7 protein-coding genes are annotated in these 26,122 nt (G+C 46.2%); 2 read left to right on the top strand and 5 right to left on the bottom strand.

The window, feature by feature from the left end; genetic code table 11:
• The first annotated feature begins 283 nt into the window (after positions 1 to 283).
• The gene (locus R7M92_RS04530; RefSeq protein ID WP_318132804.1) at positions 284 to 18,901 is read left to right on the top strand and encodes a retention module-containing protein; all 18,618 of its coding nucleotides are present in this window, start codon (positions 284 to 286) and stop codon (positions 18,899 to 18,901) included.
• 183 nt (positions 18,902 to 19,084) lie between these two features.
• Here R7M92_RS04530 and R7M92_RS04535 read toward each other — a convergent pair whose 3' ends face one another.
• The 3 genes from R7M92_RS04535 to yccS form a co-directional block, all read right to left on the bottom strand.
• Positions 19,085 to 19,387 (bottom strand): hypothetical protein, encoded by a 303-nt coding sequence (locus R7M92_RS04535; protein WP_318132806.1) that lies wholly within the window; start codon positions 19,385 to 19,387, stop codon positions 19,085 to 19,087.
• 80 nt (positions 19,388 to 19,467) lie between these two features.
• Positions 19,468 to 19,698 carry a hypothetical protein gene (locus R7M92_RS04540; RefSeq protein WP_005376575.1) on the bottom strand — a complete coding sequence of 77 codons (231 nt, stop codon included), beginning with the start codon at positions 19,696 to 19,698 and terminating at the stop codon, positions 19,468 to 19,470.
• A 189-nt stretch (positions 19,699 to 19,887) separates the two neighbouring features.
• The gene (gene yccS / locus R7M92_RS04545) at positions 19,888 to 22,041 is read right to left on the bottom strand and encodes a YccS family putative transporter (RefSeq protein ID WP_005376573.1); all 2,154 of its coding nucleotides are present in this window, start codon (positions 22,039 to 22,041) and stop codon (positions 19,888 to 19,890) included.
• 324 nt (positions 22,042 to 22,365) lie between these two features.
• On the opposite strand from yccS, the gene helD reads away from it, so the two are divergent.
• Positions 22,366 to 24,435: a DNA helicase IV gene (helD, locus tag R7M92_RS04550; RefSeq protein ID WP_005376572.1), complete on the top strand. Its 2,070-nt coding sequence runs from the start codon at positions 22,366 to 22,368 to the stop codon at positions 24,433 to 24,435.
• A 77-nt stretch (positions 24,436 to 24,512) separates the two neighbouring features.
• Here helD and R7M92_RS04555 read toward each other — a convergent pair whose 3' ends face one another.
• On the bottom strand, positions 24,513 to 24,968 hold the full coding sequence (locus tag R7M92_RS04555; RefSeq protein ID WP_005376571.1) for a methylglyoxal synthase: 456 nt from the start codon (positions 24,966 to 24,968) through the stop codon (positions 24,513 to 24,515).
• Positions 24,969 to 25,032: 64 nt separating this feature from the next.
• Entirely contained in the window at positions 25,033 to 26,082 is a 1,050-nt protein-coding gene (gene torT, locus R7M92_RS04560; RefSeq protein ID WP_080960073.1) for a TMAO reductase system periplasmic protein TorT, read from the bottom strand.
• Positions 26,083 to 26,122: the final 40 nt, after the last annotated feature.

Genomic DNA, 26,122 nt, shown 5'->3' on the forward strand with positions numbered 1-26,122 from the left:
CTGAATGATTTCATCTCTCTTCTTTTCTTAAAACAACTACACTTAATTAGAATAAGGTATCAATTTCATATAATTATTCGATATCTACGCGTCAGCACATGTGTCACATTTCTGTGACTACGAGTAAGTTTTACTTATGTTGCTCGGTAGTAGGGTATTTATCGATTGTTTAATGATTCAATACTTAGTTTAATCGCATAAAGGTGTGCAGTATGCCGCACTAAATTAATAAGAAATTATCTAAAAAGGTTAATGGGAAACGTAAGCCATTAGCGGAGGTCAGATGAGTACGCACACGGTACCGCAGAGCGCGATTGTAAATGCTGTCAAAGGTGAAGTTTTGGTTTTGGGCCTGGACGGAAACGTTAAGGTCATAAAATCAGGGGATGAGTTAAGACCTGGCGAGATTATTATCACAGAAAATAATGCCTCTCTCGACGTACAGATAAATAATGAGCTTTATCTGGTCGACGCAAATTGTGTTGCTTGTCTTCCTGTGCCTTCTTCTGAACCGTTAGAACCAGTATTGGTACAATCTCCAGTTAATGGCTTAGTGACTTTTGACCCAACGGCTATTGGAAGTGCTGACTTCGACGCCAACGATATTGCCGCTATCCAGCAAGCTATTTTAGACGGAGCTGACCCTACCGCTATCTTAGAAGCAACAGCTGCTGGCGCAGGTGCTGAGGGCTCGGCTAATGCTGGCTACGTGACGGTTGAATATAATAACCCGGAAGTACTCGCGTCTACTTTTTTTGAAACGTCTGCGACTCGCAGCGGAGAAGATGATCGCGACGAAGATGACGGTTTGAATGTCACGATCTTTGCTGATGGTGGGCAGTCACTGCAATCTAGCGTAACAGAAGGCTCAATTTCTCTATCTAGCTACCCGCAAACCATTTCTTCTAGTGTGCTGGTTGAAGCAGGGGATCTCGCACTTGATACTGCTTCATTTGTACCTGAAACGTCCTCATTAGAGTCTTTGTTAACCGAGTTAAATAGTGACATTACTTCTGGTGGTCAGCCAGTAGCGTTCGTTTATGACGAAGCGCAAAATGCCATTATCGGCACCCAAGAAGGTAACGAAGTACTTCGTATCGAGATCGAAGCGACATCTTTAGGCCGTGATTTAGAGTTAGAGGTCGTTACCACGATTAGCCAGGGTATTGACCATGTTGCGTCTGTTGCTGATGGCCAAGTATCGATCGTCGGTGATCAAATCAATATTACTTTTGACATTACAGGCGCAGATATTGGTGGTAATAGCATTCAAGCGCCTATCGATTTTACGACAACCGTTATTGATGGCGATGATCCTGCGCCGCAGAACGTTACTTTTGAAAACGTTGAATCTTCTTCTACACCAATTACTGGCACTTTTGTTGATATTGGTAGTGATCAATTGGCAACGGTCACGTTTAATCAAGAAGGACTTAGTCAGTTCGATGGCCTACTGAGTGATAATCAGGCGACAGAAGCGGTACTCTCTGAAGACGGCAGTACTATCACCTTGTCCATTGCGGGCTCGAATGAAACCGTCTTAACCATCAGTTTGAATACTGATGGTACCTACCAATTTGAGCAATTTAAGCCGTTAGAACAAACAAACGGTGAAGATACGATTGAGCTCTCTTTGCCAACCACAATCGTCGATTTCGACCAAGATACGGCAAGCAACACCTTTACGATGACCATCCTCGATGGCGATAATCCAGTGATTGAGAACGTGACGGGCTTGTCTTTAGACGAGGCGGGGGTTGACCAAGGTTCACAGGAAGGCGCGGCAGTAACAAGTGGTACTGGGTCGATCACGACAGCGGTCGGAAGTGACATCATTGATCACTATGAGTTGGAACCTACAGAGTTCAATGTTGGTGGAGAACTCCAATCTCAAGGGCAGGTTGTTCAACTAGAACTAGCGTCCGAGAGTAACGGCGTACGTACTTACGAAGGCTTCATCGAGCTGGATGGTGTGCGTATTACCGTATTTGATGTGGCGATTGATGCACCTGCATTGGGCGAATACCAATTCAACTTGTATGAACAACTTGACCATACGGGGGCTAACGACGACTCGCTTACTTTCTCATTGCCAGTTTACGCGGTAGATGCGGATGGTGACCGCTCCTCTATTACCGAAGGTTCGAACACACCAGAAGCTGCGCAAATTGTCATTCAAGTTCAAGATGACGTTCCTACGATTGATGGCGTTGATGCACTCGCCGTCGATGAAGACGATTTATCAAGCATCGGCTCCGATCAAAGCGACTCTGTGCTCGCGCAAGGCAACTTCACGACGACTCAGGGCTCAGACCGTGTCGTAAGTTATCAATTAGAGAGCGGCACTGATCCACTCAATGGGTTGGAATCACAGGGTCGATCTATCTCTCTGACGGAAACAACCAACTCAGATGGCAGCTTTACCTATTCTGCGACGGCAGAAGGGGATGCTATCTTCACCTTACAAGTGAACCCTGACGGCTCTTATTCATTTACCCTTGAAGGTCCAATCGATCATGCTGTGGGTAGTGATAGCTTAACGCTAGACTTCACTATTGTCGCAACTGACTTTGACGGTGACACCAGTTCACTTGTTCTGCCGGTTACCATTACTGATGATGTGCCAACCATTAACGATGTTGTTGCTCTTACCGTCGATGAAGATGATTTAAGTTCGGTAGGCTCTGACCAATCACAGTCAACGCTGGTCGAAGGTCAGTTTACGACAACTCAGGGCTCTGATGGCGTCGTACAGTATCAGTTGGATGTAAATGCTGATCCTTTAAATGGCCTGCAATCTCAAGGGCAAACCGTCTCCATTGCCGAAACGCAAAATGCAAACGGTAGTTACACCTACAGCGCAACGGCAAATGGTAGTGCAGTCTTCACATTGATTTTGAATACTGATGGCTCGTACAGTTTTGAGCTGCAAGGTCCAATCGACCATGCGGCAAATACCGACAGCTTAACCCTTGATTTTAGCGTTATTGCTACCGATTTCGATGGTGACACAAGCCAAATCGTACTGCCTGTTACCATCGTGGATGATAAGCCGACTATTACCGATGTTGATGCGATTACCGTTGATGAGGATGATTTAGGTACGATTGGCTCAGACCAAACTGACCCGATTTCAATCGATGGCAACTTCACCACCACACAAGGCTCGGACCGAGTGGTGAGCTATCAGCTCGATGCTTCTGCAACACCAGTAGCTGGACTCACATCACAAGGGGTGGCAGTCACGCTGACTGAAACCGCAAATGGCGACGGTAGCTTTACTTACGAGGCGACGGCGGGTAGTGAAGCGGTCTTTACGCTGACCGTGAATACTGATGGTAGCTATAACTTCACGCTTGAAGGTCCAATCGACCACGCGGTAGATAGCGACGAGTTGACACTGAACTTCCCAATCATCGCAACAGACTTTGATGGCGATACCACAAACGCCACTATCCCGGTTACCATTGTGGACGATAAGCCAGTGATTACTGACGTCGACGCCATTACGGTTGATGAAGATGACCTAGCGTCAATTGGCTCAGACCAAAGCAATCCAATTTCTATTGATGGTAACTTCACCACCACACAAGGTTCAGACCGAGTGGTGAGCTACCAACTCGATGCTTCAGCAACACCAGTGGACGGTTTAACATCGCAAGGCGCTGCTGTCACACTGACAGAAACCGCAAATGGTGATGGTAGTTTCACTTATGAAGCGACTGCGGGTGGAAACCCAGTATTTACTCTGACAGTAGATACTGATGGCTCTTACAACTTCACACTTGAAGGGCCGATTGATCACGCTGTTGATAGTGATGAGTTGACACTGAACTTCCCAATTATTGCAACCGACTTTGATGGCGACACTGTCACAGAAACCATTCCAGTTACGATTGTTGATGATGTACCGACCATCACAGCGGTGGATGCGTTAAGTGTCGATGAAGATGACCTTACCGGTGTGGGTTCCGACCAAACTGACGCTGTGTTCGTTGAAGGCGCGTTTACTACCACACAAGGCTCTGACCGAGTGGTGAGCTATCAACTGGATTCAACCGCTGATCCTGTTGCGGGGCTAACCTCTCAAGGTGAGGCGATTACCTTGGTGGAAACCGCGAATGGCGACGGCAGCTTTACCTATGTTGCGACCGCTGACGGTAATCCAGTCTTCACGTTGAATGTCGCAACAGATGGTACGTACGACTTTACGCTGCAAGGCCCGATTGATCATGCCGCCAACAGCGACAGCCTGACGATTGATTTCCCAATTGTTGCCACCGATTTTGATGGTGATACGACCACGGCAACCATTCCAGTCACGATCACGGATGATGCACCAATCATCGATAATGTTGTGCCTCTGGCTGTAGACGAAGATGATTTATCAGGTATTGGCTCAGACCAAACTGACGCTGTGTTTGTTGAAGGCGCGTTCACCACTACCCAAGGTTCAGACCGTGTGGTGAGCTACCAACTTGATTCAACTTCTGATCCTGTCGCAGGTTTAACTTCTCAAGGTGAGCCTGTTACTTTGGTAGAGACGGCGAATGCCGATGGCAGCTTTACTTACGTGGCTACCGCGGATGGCAATCCGGTCTTCACCATGAATGTGAATGCTGATGGCACATACAACTTCCGTCTGGAAGGGCCGGTCGATCACGCGTTAAACAGCGATGAATTAGTTCTAAACTTCCCAATCATTGCAACAGACTTTGATGGCGATACGACGACCGCGACCATTCCAGTCACGATTACTGATGACGTTCCAACCATCGACAATGTTGTTCCACTGACAGTAGACGAAGATGATCTCGCCTCAATTGGCTCAGACCAAAACGATGATGCGTTCATGTCGGGTTCTTTCACCACAACTGAAGGCTCAGACAGCGTTGTTAAATACCAGCTTGATGCAACGGCAGATCCAGTAGCAGGGTTGACCTCTCATGGTGAGCCTGTCGTGCTTGCTGAAACTGCTAACGGCGACGGCAGTTTTACTTACACAGCCACAGCAAATGGTAATGCCGTATTTGAACTGGTGGTGAAGCCAGATGGCAGCTACACCTTTACCCTGCAAGGTCCATTAGACCATGCGGTGAATAGCGACAGCCTGCAAATCGACTTCCCGATTATCGCAACAGACTTTGATGGCGATACGTCGACAGAAACACTGCCTGTCACCATCGTTGACGATAAACCAACCATCACTGACGTAGACGCCATCCGCGTGGATGAAGATGACCTAGCGGCGATTGGCTCTGACGGCTCAGATCCAGTTTCAATCGATGGCAACTTCACTACAACGCAAGGCTCTGATGGGGTAGTAAGCTACCAATTAGATACTGCTGCAACGCCAGTTGATGGTCTAACATCGCAAGGTGTGGCAGTGACGCTGACTGAAACCGCAAACGGCGACGGTAGCTACACTTATGAAGCAACAGCAGGAACTGAAGCCGTATTTACGCTGACCGTTAATACGGATGGTTCATACAACTTCACGCTTGAAGGGCCAATCGACCATGCGGTAGACAGTGATGAGCTGACGCTGAACTTCCCAATCATCGCAACGGATTTTGATGGTGATACCACCACAGAAACGATCCCAGTCACCATCGTGGACGATAAGCCAACCATTACCGATGTCGATGCAATTACCGTCGATGAAGATGACTTAAGCACGATTGGCTCAGATCAGACTGACCCGATTTCAATCGATGGCAACTTCACCACCACACAAGGCTCTGACCGAGTAGTGAGTTATCAGCTCGATGCTTCTGCGACACCAGTGGCTGGCCTTACATCACAAGGCGTGGCAGTCACATTGGCTGAAACCGCAAATGGCGACGGTAGCTTTACTTACGAAGCGACGGCGGGTACTGAAGCGGTCTTTACGCTGACGGTGAATACTGATGGTAGCTATAACTTCACGCTTGAAGGCCCAATCGATCATGCTGTTGATAGTGATGAGTTAACGCTCAACTTCCCAATCATCGCAACAGACTTTGATGGTGATGTAACAAACGCCACGATCCCTGTGACGATTGTGGACGATAAGCCAGTTATTACTGACGTAGACGCAATCACGGTTGATGAAGATGACCTAGCCTCAATTGGCTCAGACCAAAGCAACCCGATTTCTATTGATGGTAACTTCACCACCACACAAGGCTCTGACCGAGTGGTGAGCTACCAACTCGATGCTTCAGCAACACCAGTGGACGGTTTAACATCGCAAGGCGCTGCTGTCACACTGACAGAAACCGCAAATGGTGATGGTAGTTTCACTTATGAAGCGACTGCGGGTGGAAACCCAGTATTTACTCTGACAGTAGATACTGATGGCTCTTACAACTTCACACTTGAAGGGCCGATTGATCACGCTGTTGATAGTGATGAGTTGACACTGAACTTCCCAATTATTGCAACCGACTTTGATGGCGACACTGTCACAGAAACCATTCCAGTTACGATTGTTGATGATGTACCGACCATCACAGCGGTGGATGCGTTAAGTGTCGATGAAGATGACCTTACCGGTGTGGGTTCCGACCAAACTGACGCTGTGTTCGTTGAAGGCGCGTTTACTACCACACAAGGCTCTGACCGAGTGGTGAGCTATCAACTGGATTCAACCGCTGATCCTGTTGCGGGGCTAACCTCTCAAGGTGAGGCGATTACCTTGGTGGAAACCGCGAATGGCGACGGCAGCTTTACCTATGTTGCGACCGCTGACGGTAATCCAGTCTTCACGTTGAATGTCGCAACAGATGGTACGTACGACTTTACGCTGCAAGGCCCGATTGATCATGCCGCCAACAGCGACAGCCTGACGATTGATTTCCCAATTGTTGCCACCGATTTTGATGGTGATACGACCACGGCAACCATTCCAGTCACGATCACGGATGATGCACCAATCATCGATAATGTTGTGCCTCTGGCTGTAGACGAAGATGATTTATCAGGTATTGGCTCAGACCAAACTGACGCTGTGTTTGTTGAAGGCGCGTTCACCACTACCCAAGGTTCAGACCGTGTGGTGAGCTACCAACTTGATTCAACTTCTGATCCTGTCGCAGGTTTAACTTCTCAAGGTGAGCCTGTTACTTTGGTAGAGACGGCGAATGCCGATGGCAGCTTTACTTACGTGGCTACCGCGGATGGCAATCCGGTCTTCACCATGAATGTGAATGCTGATGGCACATACAACTTCCGTCTGGAAGGGCCGGTCGATCACGCGTTAAACAGCGATGAATTAGTTCTAAACTTCCCAATCATTGCAACAGACTTTGATGGCGATACGACGACCGCGACCATTCCAGTCACGATTACTGATGACGTTCCAACCATCGACAATGTTGTTCCACTGACAGTAGACGAAGATGATCTCGCCTCAATTGGCTCAGACCAAAACGATGATGCGTTCATGTCGGGTTCTTTCACCACAACTGAAGGCTCAGACAGCGTTGTTAAATACCAGCTTGATGCAACGGCAGATCCAGTAGCAGGGTTGACCTCTCATGGTGAGCCTGTCGTGCTTGCTGAAACTGCTAACGGCGACGGCAGTTTTACTTACACAGCCACAGCAAATGGTAATGCCGTATTTGAACTGGTGGTGAAGCCAGATGGCAGCTACACCTTTACCCTGCAAGGTCCATTAGACCATGCGGTGAATAGCGACAGCCTGCAAATCGACTTCCCGATTATCGCAACAGACTTTGATGGCGATACGTCGACAGAAACACTGCCTGTCACCATCGTTGACGATAAACCAACCATCACTGACGTAGACGCCATCCGCGTGGATGAAGATGACCTAGCGGCGATTGGCTCTGACGGCTCAGATCCAGTTTCAATCGATGGCAACTTCACTACAACGCAAGGCTCTGATGGGGTAGTAAGCTACCAATTAGATACTGCTGCAACGCCAGTTGATGGTCTAACATCGCAAGGTGTGGCAGTGACGCTGACTGAAACCGCAAACGGCGACGGTAGCTACACTTATGAAGCAACAGCAGGAACTGAAGCCGTATTTACGCTGACCGTTAATACGGATGGTTCATACAACTTCACGCTTGAAGGGCCAATCGACCATGCGGTAGACAGTGATGAGCTGACGCTGAACTTCCCAATCATCGCAACGGATTTTGATGGTGATACCACCACAGAAACGATCCCAGTCACCATCGTGGACGATAAGCCAACCATTACCGATGTCGATGCAATTACCGTCGATGAAGATGACTTAAGCACGATTGGTTCGGATCAGACTGACCCAATTTCAATCGATGGCAACTTCACCACCACACAAGGCTCGGACCGAGTGGTGAGTTATCAGCTTGACGCGTCTGCAACACCAGCAGCTGGCCTTACATCACAAGGCGTGGCAGTTACGCTAACTGAAACCGCAAACGCTGATGGCAGCTTTACTTACGAAGCGACAGCGGGGACTGAAGCGGTCTTTACGCTGACAGTGAATACCGATGGCTCTTATAACTTCACGCTAGAAGGTCCAATCGACCACGCGGTAGATAGTGACGAGCTGACACTGAACTTCCCAATCATCGCAACCGACTTTGATGGCGACACGTCTGCTGAGACAATTCCTGTCAAGATCGTTGATGACAAACCGACACTTGGTGGCATCGAAGCAACAAGTGTGCAAACGGTTGACGAGGACGATATCCCAACAGTCGGATCTGATGGTACGCAGTCGAACAGCATTGCAGGTAACTTCATCGCGACTGATGGTTCTGATGGCATTTTGGAGTACAGCGTTTCTGACCTGACGACGCCAGTACAAGGCCTGACCTCTGGTGGTCAATCTCTGGTTATGGTTGAAGTATCAAACGCAGGTGGCGTTTCAGTTTACGAAGCTCGTATTGATGGCACGACGACACCAGTATTCCGTGTGACCCTTGATGCCTCTGATGACAGCTACACGTTCGATTTGCTTGCTCCTCTCGATCATCCAAATGCTGATGGCCAAAATGAACTGGTCATCAATTTACCGATAAACGCGACTGACTTTGATGGAGACGTGTCGAACAACATCACCTTACCAATTACGGTTGTGGATGATGTTCCGACCATTGATGGTTTGCTAGCAGGCAGCGAACAAACCGTTGATGAAGATGACCTACCAGCAGGTACGGATGCTGCAAGTGCAGAAGATACTGTTATTTCAGGTACTTTTGATATCACCGAAGGTGCTGACCAAGTTGCTTCTATTCAGCTGAGTGACCTGACCACGCCTGTTGCGTCACTGACTTCAGATGGTGAAGCTATCACCTTAGTTCTGTCTTCTAGCGCAAACGGCGTGAACGTATACCAAGGTGTCGCTGGCAATCCTGCTGAAGTGGTGTTCGAACTGACGTTGGATGCAACGAACAACACCTACGAGTTTGATTTACAGAAGCCGCTTGATCATCCAGATGGTAATCAGCAAAATGAGATTGTTATTAACCTCCCTGTGACGGCGACAGATAATGATGGTGATACTTCACCAGCCTTCACATTGCCAATTACCGTTGTGGACGATGTTCCAGTTGTTACCAATATTGAAAGTCTACGTGTCGACGAAGATGACTTACCTCTTGGTTCTGATGGCACTAAAGAGCCGTTAACGGTATCAGGTGAATTCGAAGTCACTAGCGCAGATGGTATTGATGCTTTCGAATTGGATCTGAGCTCAAATCCTATCCCGAATCTGAAATCGGGTGGAGAAGAGGTAACACTTTCTCAAGACGTTGGTGCTTCAACTGCTGACGCGCGTGTTTACGTGGGACAAACTCCGGGTGGAGTGACGGTCTTCACGTTGACACTTCATCAAGATGGTAAATACGACTTTGAGTTATCTGGTCAGTTAGATCACGCGGTTAACTCTGATGAGATTTTGTTGAATCTACCTGTGAAGATCACGGATGGCGACAACGATATCATCACTGCGACCTTGCCAGTGACCATCGTAGATGACAAGCCAACCATTGATGCTATTAGCTCTGGTAGTACCTTGTCTGTGGATGAGGATGATATTCCGAGCCAAGGTTCGGACGACACGCCAGAATCCAATATCATTGGTGGCAACTTTGACGTTACTGATGGTGCCGACTCTATCGTTAGCTTCCAGTTGGATAGCTTAACGTCGCCTGTTTCTGGACTTACCTCAGGTGGTCAACCGCTTGAGTTGGTTGAGTTTTCAAATTCAAATGGTGTGATTGAGTACCGAGCTTATGTACAAGGTACGACGGACACCGTCTTTAAACTGACGCTAAATGGTTCAGCAGACAGTTATGAATTTGAACTGTTGGGTGCACTTGATCATCCTGCGGGTAACGATGAAAACTCGTTAGTCATCAACTTCCCAGTCAACGCGACCGATTTTGACGGCGATGTGTCCAATAACATCACCTTGCCGATCACCGTGGTGGACGATGTTCCAGCGATTGTGAAAGTGACAGACTCTAGCCAACAAACCGTTGATGAAGATGATCTTTCCGGTGGCTCTGACACGACAAGTAATGATTCTACGGTATTGAACGGCGGATTTGAGGTCGTTGCTGGTGCAGACAAGATTGTCAGCTACCAAGTTTCAGACCTCGATGCCGTCGTGTCAGGCTTAACGTCGAACGGCAGCAGCATCGAGTTGAATCTAGTAGGCACCAATGGTGGAGTAACCAGTTACGAAGCGGTTATTACTGGCACATCAACTAAGATCTTCACGCTGTCTCTTGATGCGAATAATGACAGCTACCAATTTGAGCTGTTGGGACCAATCGACCATGACGCTGTTCAAGGTGAAAACAACCTTGTCATTGATATTCCAATTACAGTGACAGATTTTGATGGTGATACGTCATCATCACTGAACCTTCCAATCACCATTGTTGATGACATTCCTGAAATTACATCAGCAGATGCTTTGGCTGTTGACGAGGATGATCTCGCTAATGGCTCTCAGGCAACCAACAAAGACAGCCTAGAAGCAACAGGTAATTTCGATACGGTGGAAGGGGCAGATACGGTTGTCTCTTACCAGTTGGATCTTACTTCTAACCCGATCCCAGGAGTCACTTCAGGTGGTCTCGCGGTAACGTTAGTTCAAACCGCGGTAAGCAACAACAACTTTACTTATCAAGGTCAAACACCTGATGGTAACTCAGTGTTCACGCTAGTTTTGAACGCTGACGGCTCTTACAAGTTTACGCTTGAGGGTGCGCTAGACCACTCAACCCAAGGCGAAGATACACTCATACTCGATCTTCCAGTCTTCGCGACCGATGTCGATGGCGATACGGCCGGTATTAACTTACCAGTGACGATTACCGATGATGTTCCAACCCTGCACGATGCGTCTATTTCACGTATTGAGGGGCAAGGAAACCGTACGGTTCGCTTATTCCGAGACCCTGTAGAAGGTGATGATGATCTTGGTGCTGACGGCGCACAAGTGACGTCATTCTCGGCTGATGATTCGGGTATTTACTTCAAGCAAAACGGTGTTGACTCGGACTCTGTTGATTTAAACGGCAGCAACCAAGTTGTGTTCGTTCACAAGGTTCTTGACGGAGTGGATACTGAAATCGGTCGTTTGGTTGTTCGAACCGATGGCAGTGTGTCATTCCGTCCGAATGACGATCTTGACCATACCGAAACCGACTCGATTGATTTCACCATCAACGTTGTTGCAACCGATGGTGATGACGATATCGCAGATGCCGATGTGGATATCTCGATAAGAGACCGCAATGCGCAAATTGACACGTCTACCGTTACTGCGTTCGAGGACCAAGGGCGTGATGGTATCGTTGTGGGTGTTGACTCTGCAAATACACAGGACAACTTGTCGACGCTGGATGTTAACCCTGCGAAAGTCGACTTGGTTATCAATTTACATGATATCGACCGTAACGAGAGCTTAGGTGACATCACTATTCGAGATGCTGATACTCACAACGGTTCGTTCTACTACCGAGACGGCAGTGGCAACTACATTGAATTAACATCTGTGGGCAATACGGTTGTTCTCGACGCATCAAATGTCGAGCAGTCATTCAATGGTGAGCTTGTCTCGTTAGATAACTTGTACTTCGTACCAGATCGTCATACATCAACCGATGCTTCTGGTATCGATCCTCGTATCCGTGTGGAAATTCTTAACAATGGTACGCCAGATCATACGATTAATGGTCGTTTAGACATTGAAGTTGCTGCCGTTGCAGATATTGCAACGTGGACGGCAAGCAGCGAATTTAACTACTCGGTTGATGAAGATGGAAACAATGTCGCACTTAACATCACGGCTGAAACCCAAGACACTAGTAACCCTGAAGGCATTGTGTACGAGCTTGTCTTTACACAAGGAGAAGGTAACGCAGAGTTAGTCTATTCAGATGGTAGTGCGATACCAAAATCCGGTGGTGTTTATCTGGTGGATGCAAGCCGAATTGATGAAGTTCAAGTTGATCCGATAGATCACTTCTCGGGCGAAATCAGAATTGATGTCACCGCTATTACGACGGAAAACAACAATCCACTGCTTGGGAAAGATACCGCTCGCTCAGAAACCGAAACCATCATTATTGATGTAAACCCAGTTGCGGATAAAGGTAGTTTTACTGTAAATCGAATTAATGTGTTTGAGGATAACGCTCGAACTCAAAATACGGTAGACCCTGTCACTGATCACGACCCACTCCAATTAAGTGAAGTGATCACCATGAAACCATCAGCGGACTTAGATGGTTCTGAAGCGTTATTTGTGCGCATTTCTAACTTCTCAATTGATGGGGTTACTCTGGTGTGGCTGGACTCAGCAAACCCAAGTCAGATAGTAGAAGTGACCGATTCAGGCGGCAATATACTTTATTACGAAGTGCCAGAGTCTGAATTAGCGAACGTCGAAGTTCTTCCTCCGTTGCACAGCAATGATGACTTTACTTTCAATGTCGAAGGCATTGTGAAAGACACAGCATCATTGTCTACCGGTACGACAGAAGATGTGTTGTCACTGGGCAGTAAGACCGTCATCGTTGGTGTAAAAGGTGTTGCTGACATACCAGACACGGTATTAATTGACGCGGGGAACGTTTGGAACCGATTCGTAGACGGAGATGTGGCCGGGATAGAGACAACTATCGAAGAGAATGGTGTTGTAAACCTTAACTTCTCGGTTGTATCTGGTGAAGTTGCCGATAGACCACAGGATGATTCAGAAGCCATTACTGTTATCCTGTCCAACATCCCCGACGGTGTTCGTGTCGTAGATTCAGACGGCTCAAGCGTTGACCTCACCTTTGTTGGCTATGATGGTAACGGTCAACCGATTTACGAAGCAAACATCACTGGGCTGAATTTTAATTCCGGTATTCAAATTATTCCGGAAGCCTCTTCAACTGAAAATATTGCTATTACAGGGACGATCATTGTTACCGAGAATGATGGTCATAGTCGTGTGATTGAAAGAGAGGTAAGGATCAAGGTCGAACCCGTTATTGATGCTCAAGATAACTACGTTGTTCGATCGGAGGGAGATGAAGATACGCGCTTTAACATCGATTGGAAACCGACGCTCGTACAAAGCCCTGATACCGATGAATTCTTTAGTGATGTAACCATCTCTGGATTTCCTCCAGGCAGCACGGTCTATGTAGATGGTGTGGCACAAGCGCTTGTTTCTGGAACACTAACGCTTTCACCGCAAGCTGGTGAATCAGAGCAAGATTTTTCCGCTAGAATCTCTCAAAGTGGCTATGTTCAAGTCCAGTTGGAGCAGGATTCAAGTACTGACTTTGACTTGACCACAACCGTCACTGTGAAAGAGATTGACCATGAATATGTTGACGCTTCGAATCCCGGTGAAGGTATCGCTGAGAAAACCATCAATGGTACGGTGAATGTCCAAGTTAATCCAATCGTTGAGCCAGAGGATAAGACGGGGGCAATAGACGACCAAACCCGTCTGCTTGTCACTGAAAGTGGTGGTGGTGCTACCGATATCGTGAAGTCAGACGATCAAGGTAACATTGACTTTACGATCAACACTTCTATGGGGGGCGAATCTGGTGCTCATATCATTAAATACCAAGAGTTTGATGCGTCTTCAGATGAAGTGGTGACTCAACTTGTTGTTCAATTTCACAATGTGGACCCTGAGATCCTCAACCAATTGGTTATCGTCGGTGCACTAAATGAAGGTGGAGGTCGCTGGACAGTAACCGATGAAGACAACTTCTCAATTAAAGCGCCGTCTGGCCTTGATTTAACACCAAGCGATGACAGCGACGATGGCGATAACGGTGGTCTCTCTCAAATTGGCTTAACCATTTACGCAGAAGTGAATGATTTGGGCGAAGATTTGGGCAACGAAAAAGATGCGACTGTCGTGCGTCAAACGGATGTGACACTAGAGTTTCCAACCGTCCTCACACCGAAAATGAGTGTAGCGGCAGAGATTCAGGTGGCTGATGATGTCCAAATTCAAGCGTTGGAAGACAATTCTATTAACCTTGGTGCTCAGTTGACGTCGAAAGTCGATGCGATTAATGCAGATGGTGTGGAAGATGTCTTAACTATTATCGTCGACCCGACAGCTCCTGGCATTCCTCCTGGTTTGGTGATCACGGGGACGGATGTTGATTTTGTCAATGGTAAATACGTGTTCCAAGCCCATATCGATGCGAGTGGAAATATTACTGGCCTTGATGGTTTGACGATGCACTTGGCAGAAGATTACGCAGGTGATTTCGAATTGCCAATTCGGTTTGTCACTAAAGACACTGAGTCCGGTGATGAAAAAGAAAATAATGTCCAGTTTCCAGTTCAGGTTTTACCGGTTGCAGACGTTCCGAGTTCAGCCGGGGATCAGCCGTTGGATAGCGATGTCACACCAAATGTAAGAGTAGATATCGTCGGTACTTTCGGCTTGGATGCAAACAAACAACCTGTAACTGATCTAAATAACGACGTTCCCACGGCGGATGGTGTCGGTTACGAAGATGGCTTAATCCAACTTAACTTGAGTGTTGATTTTGCCGATCAATTTAACAACACTCAAGGTGGTCGAGAAACACTAACGAACATCAAGTTAGAGCTTGATGACACAACATTAGGTGAGTTTGTTGATGCCAATGGTAACAGCTTAGGAACCAGTATTGAGTTTAATGAAGCTGAGATTTTAGCTGGTGCGCTTGACAATGTTCTGTTTAAGCCAAAAGAAAATTACCCCGTAGGTGGTGGCCAAAATACCGTCAAGATTAATATCGAGGGCGAAATTACTGATGAAGCTGTATTTGATCAGTCTATCTTGAATAACTCTGGCGATAATATAGATGTAAGAACCTTCACTGACGATGTCACATTTGAAGTTACGCCAGTCGTTGATGACATTACCATTACAGGTACCGATCCGACGCAGCCAATCACGGTGATTGGTGACGAAGATACTTTAATTTCGCTGAATCAATCGGGCTCTGGTGTTTCGATCAGCCTGAACGATAATGACGGTTCTGAGAGTTTCGTTTCACTCAAGTTAACGGGACTTCCTGATGACTTTATCGTTAAATCCAATTCCTCTGATTATGTTGTTAAGAATAACGGTGGGGGCGAATGGAGTATTCAACTAAAAGATCTCACTCAGACGTCCATTGACCTGAGTGACATCCAAATTAAACCGCCAAAACACTTTAGTGGCGAGGCTGAGATAGGTATTACGGTCTTCATTCAAGAGGAGTTGCTACAAGTACCAACGGAACGAAACAACAACTTTACGCTGATTGTTAATCCTGTTGGTGATGATGTTGATGTGAATCCCGACACTTCGGCTGCAGGTAATGAGGGCGAAGACATTGTTATTAATGTAAATGCGTTAGTGGTTGATAACAAAGAGTCCATCGGAGATGGTGCAAACTACCAGGAAAATGATCCAGAGACGCTGAGAGTTGAGGTCTCAAATGTCCCTGATGGGGCGAGCGTTTCATTACCTGATGGGACAGTATTTACTGACCAAGGCGGCGGCGTTTTTGTCTTAGAAATCAATGCTCAAGACTTGGATCAAGTGGTGTTTAATTCTGGTGATCGCAACGATAACTCATGGGATGGTTCGCTGCATTTCAAAGTGCAAGCCGTTGATACTGGGCTCGATGGCAGTCAAAGCTTGGGCTCCGCAGAGGAGTTTGATGTCACTGTTGATGTTGAAGCAGTGAACGATCGTCCAGAGTTCGTCAATACCGTGGATGTGGAAACACCAGAAGATACGCCAATGCTGCTTGATGGTTTCAGCATTACCGATATTGATGCCGTACTCGATGATCCGAATGCTGAATACGTACTCAATGTGAACGTCGACAGCGGTATCTTGGAGCTTAATCCAACGCTCATCGCTACTTACAACCTAACCGTGAGCGGTGATGGTACGGACTCCGTTGAACTGAAAGGCACAGTGGCCGATCTAAACAATGCCATTGCAGACGGTCTGATTGAGTTTAACCCAGAGCTGAACTTCTTTGGTGACGTTCAGGTGGACGTGACAGTCGATGACCAAGGTAATGAAGGTATCGTAATTGGTGGGGTAGATGACACCCTAAATACCAACAGCAGCAGCTTCAATATTGAAGTAACAGCGGTGAATGATACCCCAGAAACTACGCCAGTGACGCTACCGGATATTGAAGAAGACAGTGGTGTGTTCTCCATCTCTGAAGCGGATCTTATTGCGAATGCGACAGACGTAGAGAACGATAATCTCACGGTTAGCAATGTTCAGTTAACGGATCCGAATTCGGGCAGCATTACTTTCAACAGTGGCACGGGAGAGTGGGAATTTACCCCAGCACCAGATTACAACGGTCCAGTTGAAATCACGTACACCATTACAGATGATGGCACGACAAATGGTGCATCCGATCCTAAATCGGTTAACGGCAGCGCATCGTTCAACGTAACGGAAGTCAATGATGCTCCAACGACGTCTGAAGTGACACTTTCTGATGTTGCGGAAGACAGTGCGGCGGTTGATATTACCCAAGCTGATTTGTTGGCGAATGCGTCTGATATTGAAAACGACACCTTGATGGTGAGCAATGTCCAGTTGGTTGATCCAAGCAGCGGCACATTGGATTTCGACAACGTAACAGGTACATGGTCATTTACTCCTGCGCCTGGCTACAACGGCAAGGTCGATCTAACCTACGACATTACCGACAACGGTACAACGAACGGTGTTTCAGATCCTCAAACGGTGTCAGGAACGGCGACCTTCGAAGTCACTGAGGTGAACGATGCACCGGTAACATCAGAGGTAACGTTGAGTAGTACCGAAGAAGATGGTGGTTCGGTAACTATTACGGCTACTGAGTTGCTGAGCAACGCAAGTGATCCTGAGTCAGACAACTTGACCGTCGATAATGTTGCGTTAGTGGACCCAACTTCCGGCACGTTGACTCAAGTGAGTGCGACAGAGTGGACGTTTGAACCCGCAGCAGATTTCTTTGGTGACGTTAATTTCACTTATGAAATCACAGATGACGGAACTACTAACGGCGCTCCAGACCCAATTACAATCGCGGGCACAGCAGTGTTGAATGTTGAAGCGACCAATGACGCACCTGAAATCACTGCAACGTCGGTAACGGATACGATCAATGAAGCTGATGGCCAGAAAGTAACGGGTATTAGTGTGAGTGACGTCGACTTTGCGGGCGCACAATCAAATGAAAGCATGACCGTGACTCTTACAGTTACCGAGGGCGACCTTCGTGTCGAGCCGCCAGCAGGTAGTGGTGTGACTGTTGGGGCGGGGATGGCTGGTGAAATAACCCTAATGGGCACACCAGATAATATTAACTCCGTTCTTGGAGCAACAGACGCTTCTGAGGGTGTATTTGTGGATGCAGGAGATGTCAACGCAGCTTCAATCACTTTATCGGTGAAAGTCGAAGACAACGGCGTGTACTTCGAAAATGCGGGTACCGCATTGGAAGCGAATCAAGATTTCACTATCAATGTGACACCTGTAGCTGATGCACCTACATTGAGTATTAATCCTCAGTTTAATTACATTCGTCAAATTGCGGCTAGCCAAACCGCGAGCAGTCAAGGTTTAGCGATTGTCGGAATCATGGCGGCGCTTACTGATATTGACGAGGTGCTGTCTTTGGAACTAACGGGCGTACCAGCTAGTGCTGAGGTAACAAGTGGCGTTTCTCCATCAGGCATTAGCTTCGATGGTACCACTTGGACAGTACCAAGCGATGAAATTGATACGCTAGAAATTGTCGCAACAGATACTAACAGTGGTATTGATGTCGGTTCTTACGATATTTCGCTTACGGCGATATCAACGGAATCTAATGGCGATGAAGCGCAGTCTTCACCTGTCCAAATTAGTTTGGATGTGAGTAGTGATAGCGACGATATTGACCAGTCAACCACAGTGGACGACAGCTATTTAGTCGGTGGAGACACAGGTATCAATTTGATTGGTGGCGACGGTGACGACGTTATTCTGGGTGGCGATGGCGATGACGTTCTTATCGGTGGCTTAGGTTCAGATATCTTAACGGGTGGAGACGGCAGCGATATCTTCAAGTGGACGGTAGATTCCGTTGATGAAGGGGCAGTGGATACCATTACTGACTTCACTGTTAACGAAGACAGTATCGATTTACGTGAAGTTATCTCTGATCTCAATAACTCAATGATCGACATGGATGATCTGCTTGGTCACATTTCAGCAGACTACGATGCATCGACGGAAAGTGTTTCTCTGAACATTACGACGGATGCAAATGTTCAGCAGACTATTGTCGTGGAAAACTTAGGTACTTCAATCGACTTCAACGGTCTCAGCTCCAACGAGATTGTAGAGTCATTGCTGAACAACGGTGTTATTGATAACGGATAAACCTGTATACAACACAAAAATGGGCGGCTCTGATAAGCCGCCCATTTTTTCGGGAACGCTTGATTTTAAACAGGAGATATTTGAATCGAAATAGAAAGCAAGAACGAAGCAAAGGGGGTATCTTGTTACGACGTTATAGTGATAGTTGGAAATTAAAATAGCGATAATTTGACGTTAAATAGCCTAAACGTGGATGTCTAGCAAGCTGCCAATGATTTCATTGTTTTTCTCTATGACAGACGCGCCAACTCGGTTATAACCAGCGGCTTGTACGAGGTTGATGAGAGATTCAACTTTTTGAGAGGGAAGGCTAGGTGTTGAGGCTGTTATTGCGACATCCGCAACCGCAGCTAAATCGATGTTGTGATCAGAAAGCTCTTCTTTTACCCTACTTACATTATTGCTAATGCCATGTGCAGCTTTCTCGGCTATTTGTTGTGACATCTGAACGATGTGGTGTCCAGATTGAATTCCCGATACAGGCATATCACTACTCCCAATATTATGATAGTGAGAGCATAGGTGGAGTTTATAAAACGTTCAAGTGTTTTATATCAATGACTTGATTAGGCAAACAGTTTGGCAAGCATTTCTCTTTCTTCACCAGATAGAACCGGTTTTTGCGCTTTATTTAGTTTCACGCTGATCTCACCTTGTAATGACTTTAACTGACTTGCCGTTAAATCACTGAGCTTTTGTTTAAGTTCATTAAATTGTTGTGCGTTCATCTCAATACCTTCGTCGTGATTCGGTTTATCCGTCGTTGCCCGAAATTCTTCATCCTTTGGATACAACATATTTATTCAACCAAAATAGATTAGAATTTGATCGATTGCTTTTTGTCCGAATATTGTCAAGGTGTGTTAAGTGATACGTCAGATTTTTCCTAAGAAGGTACATAATTACCCACTTTGGGGTAGATGGAAGCGTAAAAAGAAAAAGGGAAGCGATATAGCGCTTCCCTCTTACATATGGTTTGAATGTTACTAACTTACCCTGACGGCAAACTTACTAGCAAGTGAATGAAGCTCTGGGAGCATGCGATAGATAAGATGAAGTTGCTGCAATACCATGCGGGCAGAGCTGTCGTCTTCATCGCGCCATTCGTTTAAGCGTTGCTCGAGTCCAGCATCATCAATATTAGATAGGTCACACTCCTCACAATGCTGGTGAAGCTGTTTATGAAGTACATCCAGATGCTGATGAATACAACGGTGAGCATCTAAAACGAGTTTATGAATTGACTCATCTTCGATGCGAGTTCTGTGCGCGCCTAATGCAGAAATATAGTTCAACATTGCGTGATTTAACGTTAGGAAGCGAAAACTTTCATCAACAGCTGCGCGATATTTGCCAGGCTCCGCCAGCATCGTACTAATCGCAGAAGAGAGTGAGGCATCATTATTGTGGGCCTGGCGGCGAGCGATACGGTAACTCAAATTGTCTTTCTTGCCGATTCTATACTGACCAATGATCTGATCGAGATACTGCTTGTTTGCCTCTATCGCATCCGACATAACTTTGTGAAGCCTTCTCGACTGCCAGTCGGGCAAAATAACTAATACAGCTCCTACTGCAAGTACACACCCGATGAGGGTATCTGCTAGTCGAGGAAGGACAACTGCGTAACCTTCACCTAGCTGATTAAATAAGAAGAGGACGAGCAGTGTAATAAAACCAGTCGCGTACCCATAGTTGTTCATCCGGAAGGCGAAAAACATCACACCAGAGATAACGATAAATACTAACTGGCTTTCTTGAGAAGGGAAAAAAGTCAGCAATGGTACACCAATCAACAAACCAGCTAATGTACCTATTACTCGCGCCGTCAATTTTTGGCGAGTGGCACTGTAGTTCGGTTGGCATACGAATAAAGTGGTTAAGAGTATCCAGTAACCTCGGTCGATGTTGAATATTTGAATGATTCCATAGCCAATCGTTAAGGCAATTGACATACGTAATGCATGCCGAAACAGCATCGAATCTTTGTGTAAATTTGCTGATATGCGCTGCCACATCGCCTTTAGCGTGTGTGGGTTGGTATCGGCGAGGGTATCTTCTTCGAGGCCTTCAACATCTGGGTTGTTAATGTTATTAAGTTGTTTTTCTACCGTCGCTAAGTTATTGAATAAATATGTTAACTGCATCAGCAGACGTTTCCAGTGCCCTTGCTTTTGTTCTTCTAGATAAGCAAGAGAGTTCTGTACCTCAGCTAATGCCAGAATAGATTGATCGGTATGGGAGTATTCATTTCCTAGCTGAATGGCTAGTGCAATATCACGACACGCTTGGGCTTGAGACTCCAAAAGATATTTAAAACGAAACAGCACATCAGAACGTTCAAATTCGGTCGCTAAATCCTGATAGCGATAATGGCTAGAACTGACGCGTTCGTGAATGTCTTGAGCGATGAAATAAATATTTAAAAATCGGTCACTAGGCCCATCAATGTGACCCCGTTTCGATCGGTTAAGTAATGTGGTTTTACAAGCGTTTAGTGCCGTAACCGTGGCAGCATTGCATTTTGCAGCTTCAATCCGCAGCGGTTGTGGCGTCAAGTTGGTCACAGGGTGAAAAAGCTTGGCTTTCGCATCAAGATAATTCGCCATTTGGAAGAACACATTGGCTAGGCTTTGTTGCACCGGTTGAAGGGGCCAAAATATCTGCCAAATCATGGACATGAAGTAATACCAGGCGGCACCAGTTAAAAGCAGTAGTGGCTGAAACCAAATGTTGGTGCTTTCATGTGCGCCAAGCATAGTATAAATAGCGATCAGCAACGAACCAAAAGCAATACTCGCGTACTTAGGACCTATCGCCCCAAGAATGATGAAGCCGAAGGTTGAGATAAATAATCCCAACGCAAAAGCCCAAGGGGTATCGAACAAGATTTCAATTGAAAAAGCAGCAAGCGCAAAACAGAGAAAGGTGAGAATCAGAGCCTTGATGCGTCCAGTGAAACTGTCATCACTTTCAGCCAAAGCAGCAGCAATAACGCCTAATATTAATGGCGTTATCAGCGTGTTTTGCTCGAAGTACCAAGTTGGGATAACCACACCCAGTAAGGTAATAAGGATAAGAACGCTGTAATTTATCGTCTTGTTTGCCCAATATAGCCGAAATTTAGAAGTTGCTTGCACAATGCGCCTTATGTTTCCGATGAAGAACAGGGGGAATACTACCAGACCCACTATAGCGCGTTTATGATTTACTTTAAGAAAAATTCGTGGTTGCTGATAAAATCAGCAGGGATGTCATTGACTTATATAAAAACTGCCAGGTCATGTATTGAGGATTGTAAAGCCAGCTTCAAATAACCTCAGCTTTAGGTTATTAAATCGACAGTAATGTGAATTTTATTAAAGAATAGAAGAAGAAGCTTACTTAGGTGCTCGCCGTTGCTACAATTTAGCGCCTTAAAATGATATAAATCGACAACTTCTAAACTAAAAGGCGCACGTTTCATGCAGCTTACTGCCACTAGCAAAGCACAGTTTTTTATTCAAAATGAGTACCATCACGTCGAAATAAAAGAGAACAGTGTTTTATTAAGCTCGATAGGCAGTGAAGAACATATTCCTTTTACGATCTGGAATGGCAAAGTTAGCGTAAAGCGTGGGTTATTATGGAGCTCTTTACAGTTTTTTGCTCATGAACACGAAGGCAAACAACAAAGCTGGCTAGTCCAAGGTTTACCGTGGCCACAATGCCGAAAGTTCGCGCTTGAGGCCGTTCGTCAATATCAAGAGTGGCACAACACTCAGTGCCGAAAACTGGCTGAGTATCTACCTAAGTGGGAAGAAGAGCTTTACAAACTAAAGCACTTGCCTGCTTACTTATCGCATTCTCAAGTGGTCTCCTGGGTTGAAAGTCTTAACCAAGAGTTAAGCGAGATGAAAACCACCCTAGAAGAAGCCAAAATGCGAATGCCGAATCGTATGTCGCAAATAGAGCCTTGGCTCATTGATACCTCTGAGGCGCTTGGTGAGCGTAATCGCGATTGGCTAGAAGCAGAACGTCCAAATTGGGAAGTGCTGTTTAATCAAATTGAATCCTCTCCTTTGAATTTATCCCAGCAATATGCGGTATTACTCAACGACGACCACAACTTAGTTCTTGCTGGTGCCGGCTCGGGCAAAACCAGCGTTTTAACCGCACGAGTTGCCTATTTGTTGCAAAGCCATCAAGCTCAAGCAGAAGAGCTTCTCATGTTAGCGTTCGGTCGTGATGCGGCGACTGAAATGAAAGAACGCTTAGTAGATAAAGTGGGCATGGCGGCAGACGGTGTGCGCGTCAACACATTCCATCAGTTGGGCTTGTATATTCTTAAACAAGTCGAACAGCAACCTGTCGAAATTAGTCCTTTAGCGTTGGACGAAAATCAACGAACAGCATGGTGTGTAGACTGGTTGAAAAAACATTGGATGACACCCACCAACTTTAAACGTTGGCAAAAACATTTAGACAAATGGCCGATTGCGTACCTAAAGGGGGATGATGAGTTAGGAAGCCATTCAGAAAATCCAAAACTGATCGCTTGGCTAGATTCGCAGCTGTCTCATTTAGCGGCGGTAGGGTTGACCAAAAAGCAAGTACAAGAAAAGCTCGTAAACCACCAAGACTATACGCGTTTAAATAGTGAACTCGCCTTATGCTGGCCATGTTTTACAGCGTGGCAGAAAATGCTTAAAGAAAGCAACCAAGTGGATTTCCCAACCATGATCAGTCGTGCGACAGATTATGTGAATAAAGGAAAGTTTGTCTCGCCATGGCGCTTTATTATGGTCGATGAGTATCAAGATATCTCTCCAGACCGTCTGGCATTGATTGAAGCACTGTGTGAATCCACTCAGAAACAAGCAGGTGCGACGTTATTTGCTGTTGGCGACGATTGGCAAGCTATCTATCAGTTTGCAGGAGCGGATGTCGATCTTATCACTGGTTTTAAAGAACGCTTTGCTCACTCAACCGTTCATCACTTAGATACAACTTATCGTTTCAACAATCAGATTGGTGATGTAGCGAATACATTCGTGCAGCAAAACCCATCGCAGTTGCCGAAAACACTAAACAGCCACAAACAACGCAAGCAGAAGAGCGTACATACCGCGCCGAGCAATCAAGTGGAAAAGATCTTGGATCACTTGAATCAACAAGCCAAGCAAACCAAGTCAGTTTTATTGCTAGGACGTAACCATTATCATAAGCCCGATTTGTTCGACGATTGGTTGCGACGTTTCCCTAATCTCGATATTCGCTTTATGACTTGCCATGCGAGTAAAGGACGCGAAGCTGACTTTGTGATTATTCTTTCTGTGGATGAGGGGCAATTCCCCGCTAAGAAGAAGCAAATTCACATTGATGGTGCGTTGACGGAGTCCAAAGACAAATTCCCTTACGCAGAAGAGCGCAGGCTATTTTACGTGGCGATTACACGTGCGAAAGAGAAGGTTTGGATCACGCATACTGGCGCGGGATCTGCATTCGTTCAAGAGCTCGTTAATGGTGACTATCCCATCGTGACTTCCCGTTAAATGCAACGTTTAGAATGTTAAAAACAGCAAGGGCGATACTTGGTATCGCCCTTGCTTTATTTGGTTGGCATCAAAGCTTACATGCGCTCAGCAAGATAGGCTTCGTAATCCGGTACTTCGATGTCTACTTCTTGCTCAAGAAGAGGGGAGTTAAACAGGAACTTAGCGGTGGCTCGGTTCGTTGCTACAGGAATATTCCAAACACTAGCAATACGAAGAAGCGCTTTAACATCTGGGTCGTGAGGTACGGCATTCAGTGGATCCCAAAAGAAAACGAGAACGTCGATTTTGCCTTCTGAAATGAGAGCGCCTAGTTGTTGATCACCGCCCATCGGACCACTGATCATGCTCTTAATCGCAAGTCCAGTTTCTTTACTCAGCATGTGTCCTGTCGTGCCAGTTGCGTAAAGGAAGTGACTCTGTAGCTTTTCTTTGTTTTCTTTTACCCAGCGAAGTAGCTCAGGTTTGCAGTTGTCGTGAGCAACCAAAGCCACATGTTTATGGGTTGGCATGGTACGAATGGTTTTTTGCATCAAGATGTTTCCGTTTGTATGATTTTAAAATTGTTGTGACTCAATAGAACACGTTTTTGGTCTTTCAATCAACAGCCTTAACACGGAATGTCGGCCTATATTCTGACGGAGATAACGATTCTTCGATCGTGTCATCATGAAGCGTCTTCGGAGTCAGTGGTTTGATGGTTGGTGAGGCATGTTTGTCATAAGCTTCACCTCTTAAGTAATGCGTTGCTTGCATCACGGAAAGCCGACCTTGCTGCACCATTTTATCTGTTGGTGCGAAGAGCACTTTGTTACGTAACAGGCCTCGATATACACCATGACTTAAGTACACAGAAACTAAACCGATCTCCTCAGCTTTGCCTGCACTGCGCAGCTCACTGATGGCCGCTTCAATCGCCACTGCACTGCCAACAATGTAATCTATATTTCCCATATCGATCACACGTTGAACCAGGTTACGTTGTAACTCCTTGTCGTTGTCTGCCCAAAATGAGTCAACAATGTTGATATCACTTCCTTGTATCGCTTCATAAAATCCGGCAGTAACGGGTTTCGTACCACCACGAGTTCGCGGCCCCAAAAGTAAGGCAATGTTGGTTTTTCCTGACCCTTTTGGATGGCGAGCTGCCAAATATTGACCCGCTTCGTATCCCATCCAATGCCAGTCAACACCGACAGTCCCTTTTAGCAACTCACTTTGTTCTTCATCCAAGTCGAGTTGGTTCACAGTAGCAAAAACGGGAGTATTCCCTACCCAATTTTTAAGTGAATGCTCGTAAGCCTGTGGGTCCACGGTCCCAAGGATAACCGCATCTGCTCCCCATTGGTTACACAGTGCGAGTTGTTGTTCTTGACGGGTTTTGTTTGGGTAGCCGCCCGCTTCAAGGACTCGTAGCTCGACACCTTCTCTTTTCGCTTCGGACACCATTCCATAGTTTACTGACAACCAGTATGAATCCTTTAGGTGAGGGTATATTGCACATATTTTCTCTGCGGCAACCGCTGGCAAAGAAGCAACGAGGGTTAAAGTGGCTGCAGAATGTTTGAAAAATGTGCGAAATGCGTGTTGATTTTTAACCATGAAATGAAGTTCGTTGGCATAGATTAAGTAAACACTGCAAAATATAACGTAATATGTCGCTGAACACGAACATTAAGGTCATGAA

Origin of the sequence: Vibrio sp. Vb2880 (assembly GCF_033337975.1) — a bacterium.
GTDB classification, from domain to species: domain Bacteria; phylum Pseudomonadota; class Gammaproteobacteria; order Enterobacterales; family Vibrionaceae; genus Vibrio; species Vibrio alginolyticus.

Excerpts from the sequence above, each read along its gene's own strand:
- R7M92_RS04555 (WP_005376571.1), bottom strand. The coding sequence starts at position 24,968 with ATGCAAAAAACCATTCGTACCATGCCAACCCATAAACATGTGGCTTTG.
- R7M92_RS04535 (WP_318132806.1), bottom strand. The coding sequence starts at position 19,387 with ATGCCTGTATCGGGAATTCAATCTGGACACCACATCGTTCAGATGTCA.
- R7M92_RS04530 (WP_318132804.1), top strand. The coding sequence starts at position 284 with ATGAGTACGCACACGGTACCGCAGAGCGCGATTGTAAATGCTGTCAAA.
- helD (WP_005376572.1), top strand. The coding sequence starts at position 22,366 with ATGCAGCTTACTGCCACTAGCAAAGCACAGTTTTTTATTCAAAATGAG.
- R7M92_RS04540 (WP_005376575.1), bottom strand. The coding sequence starts at position 19,698 with ATGTTGTATCCAAAGGATGAAGAATTTCGGGCAACGACGGATAAACCG.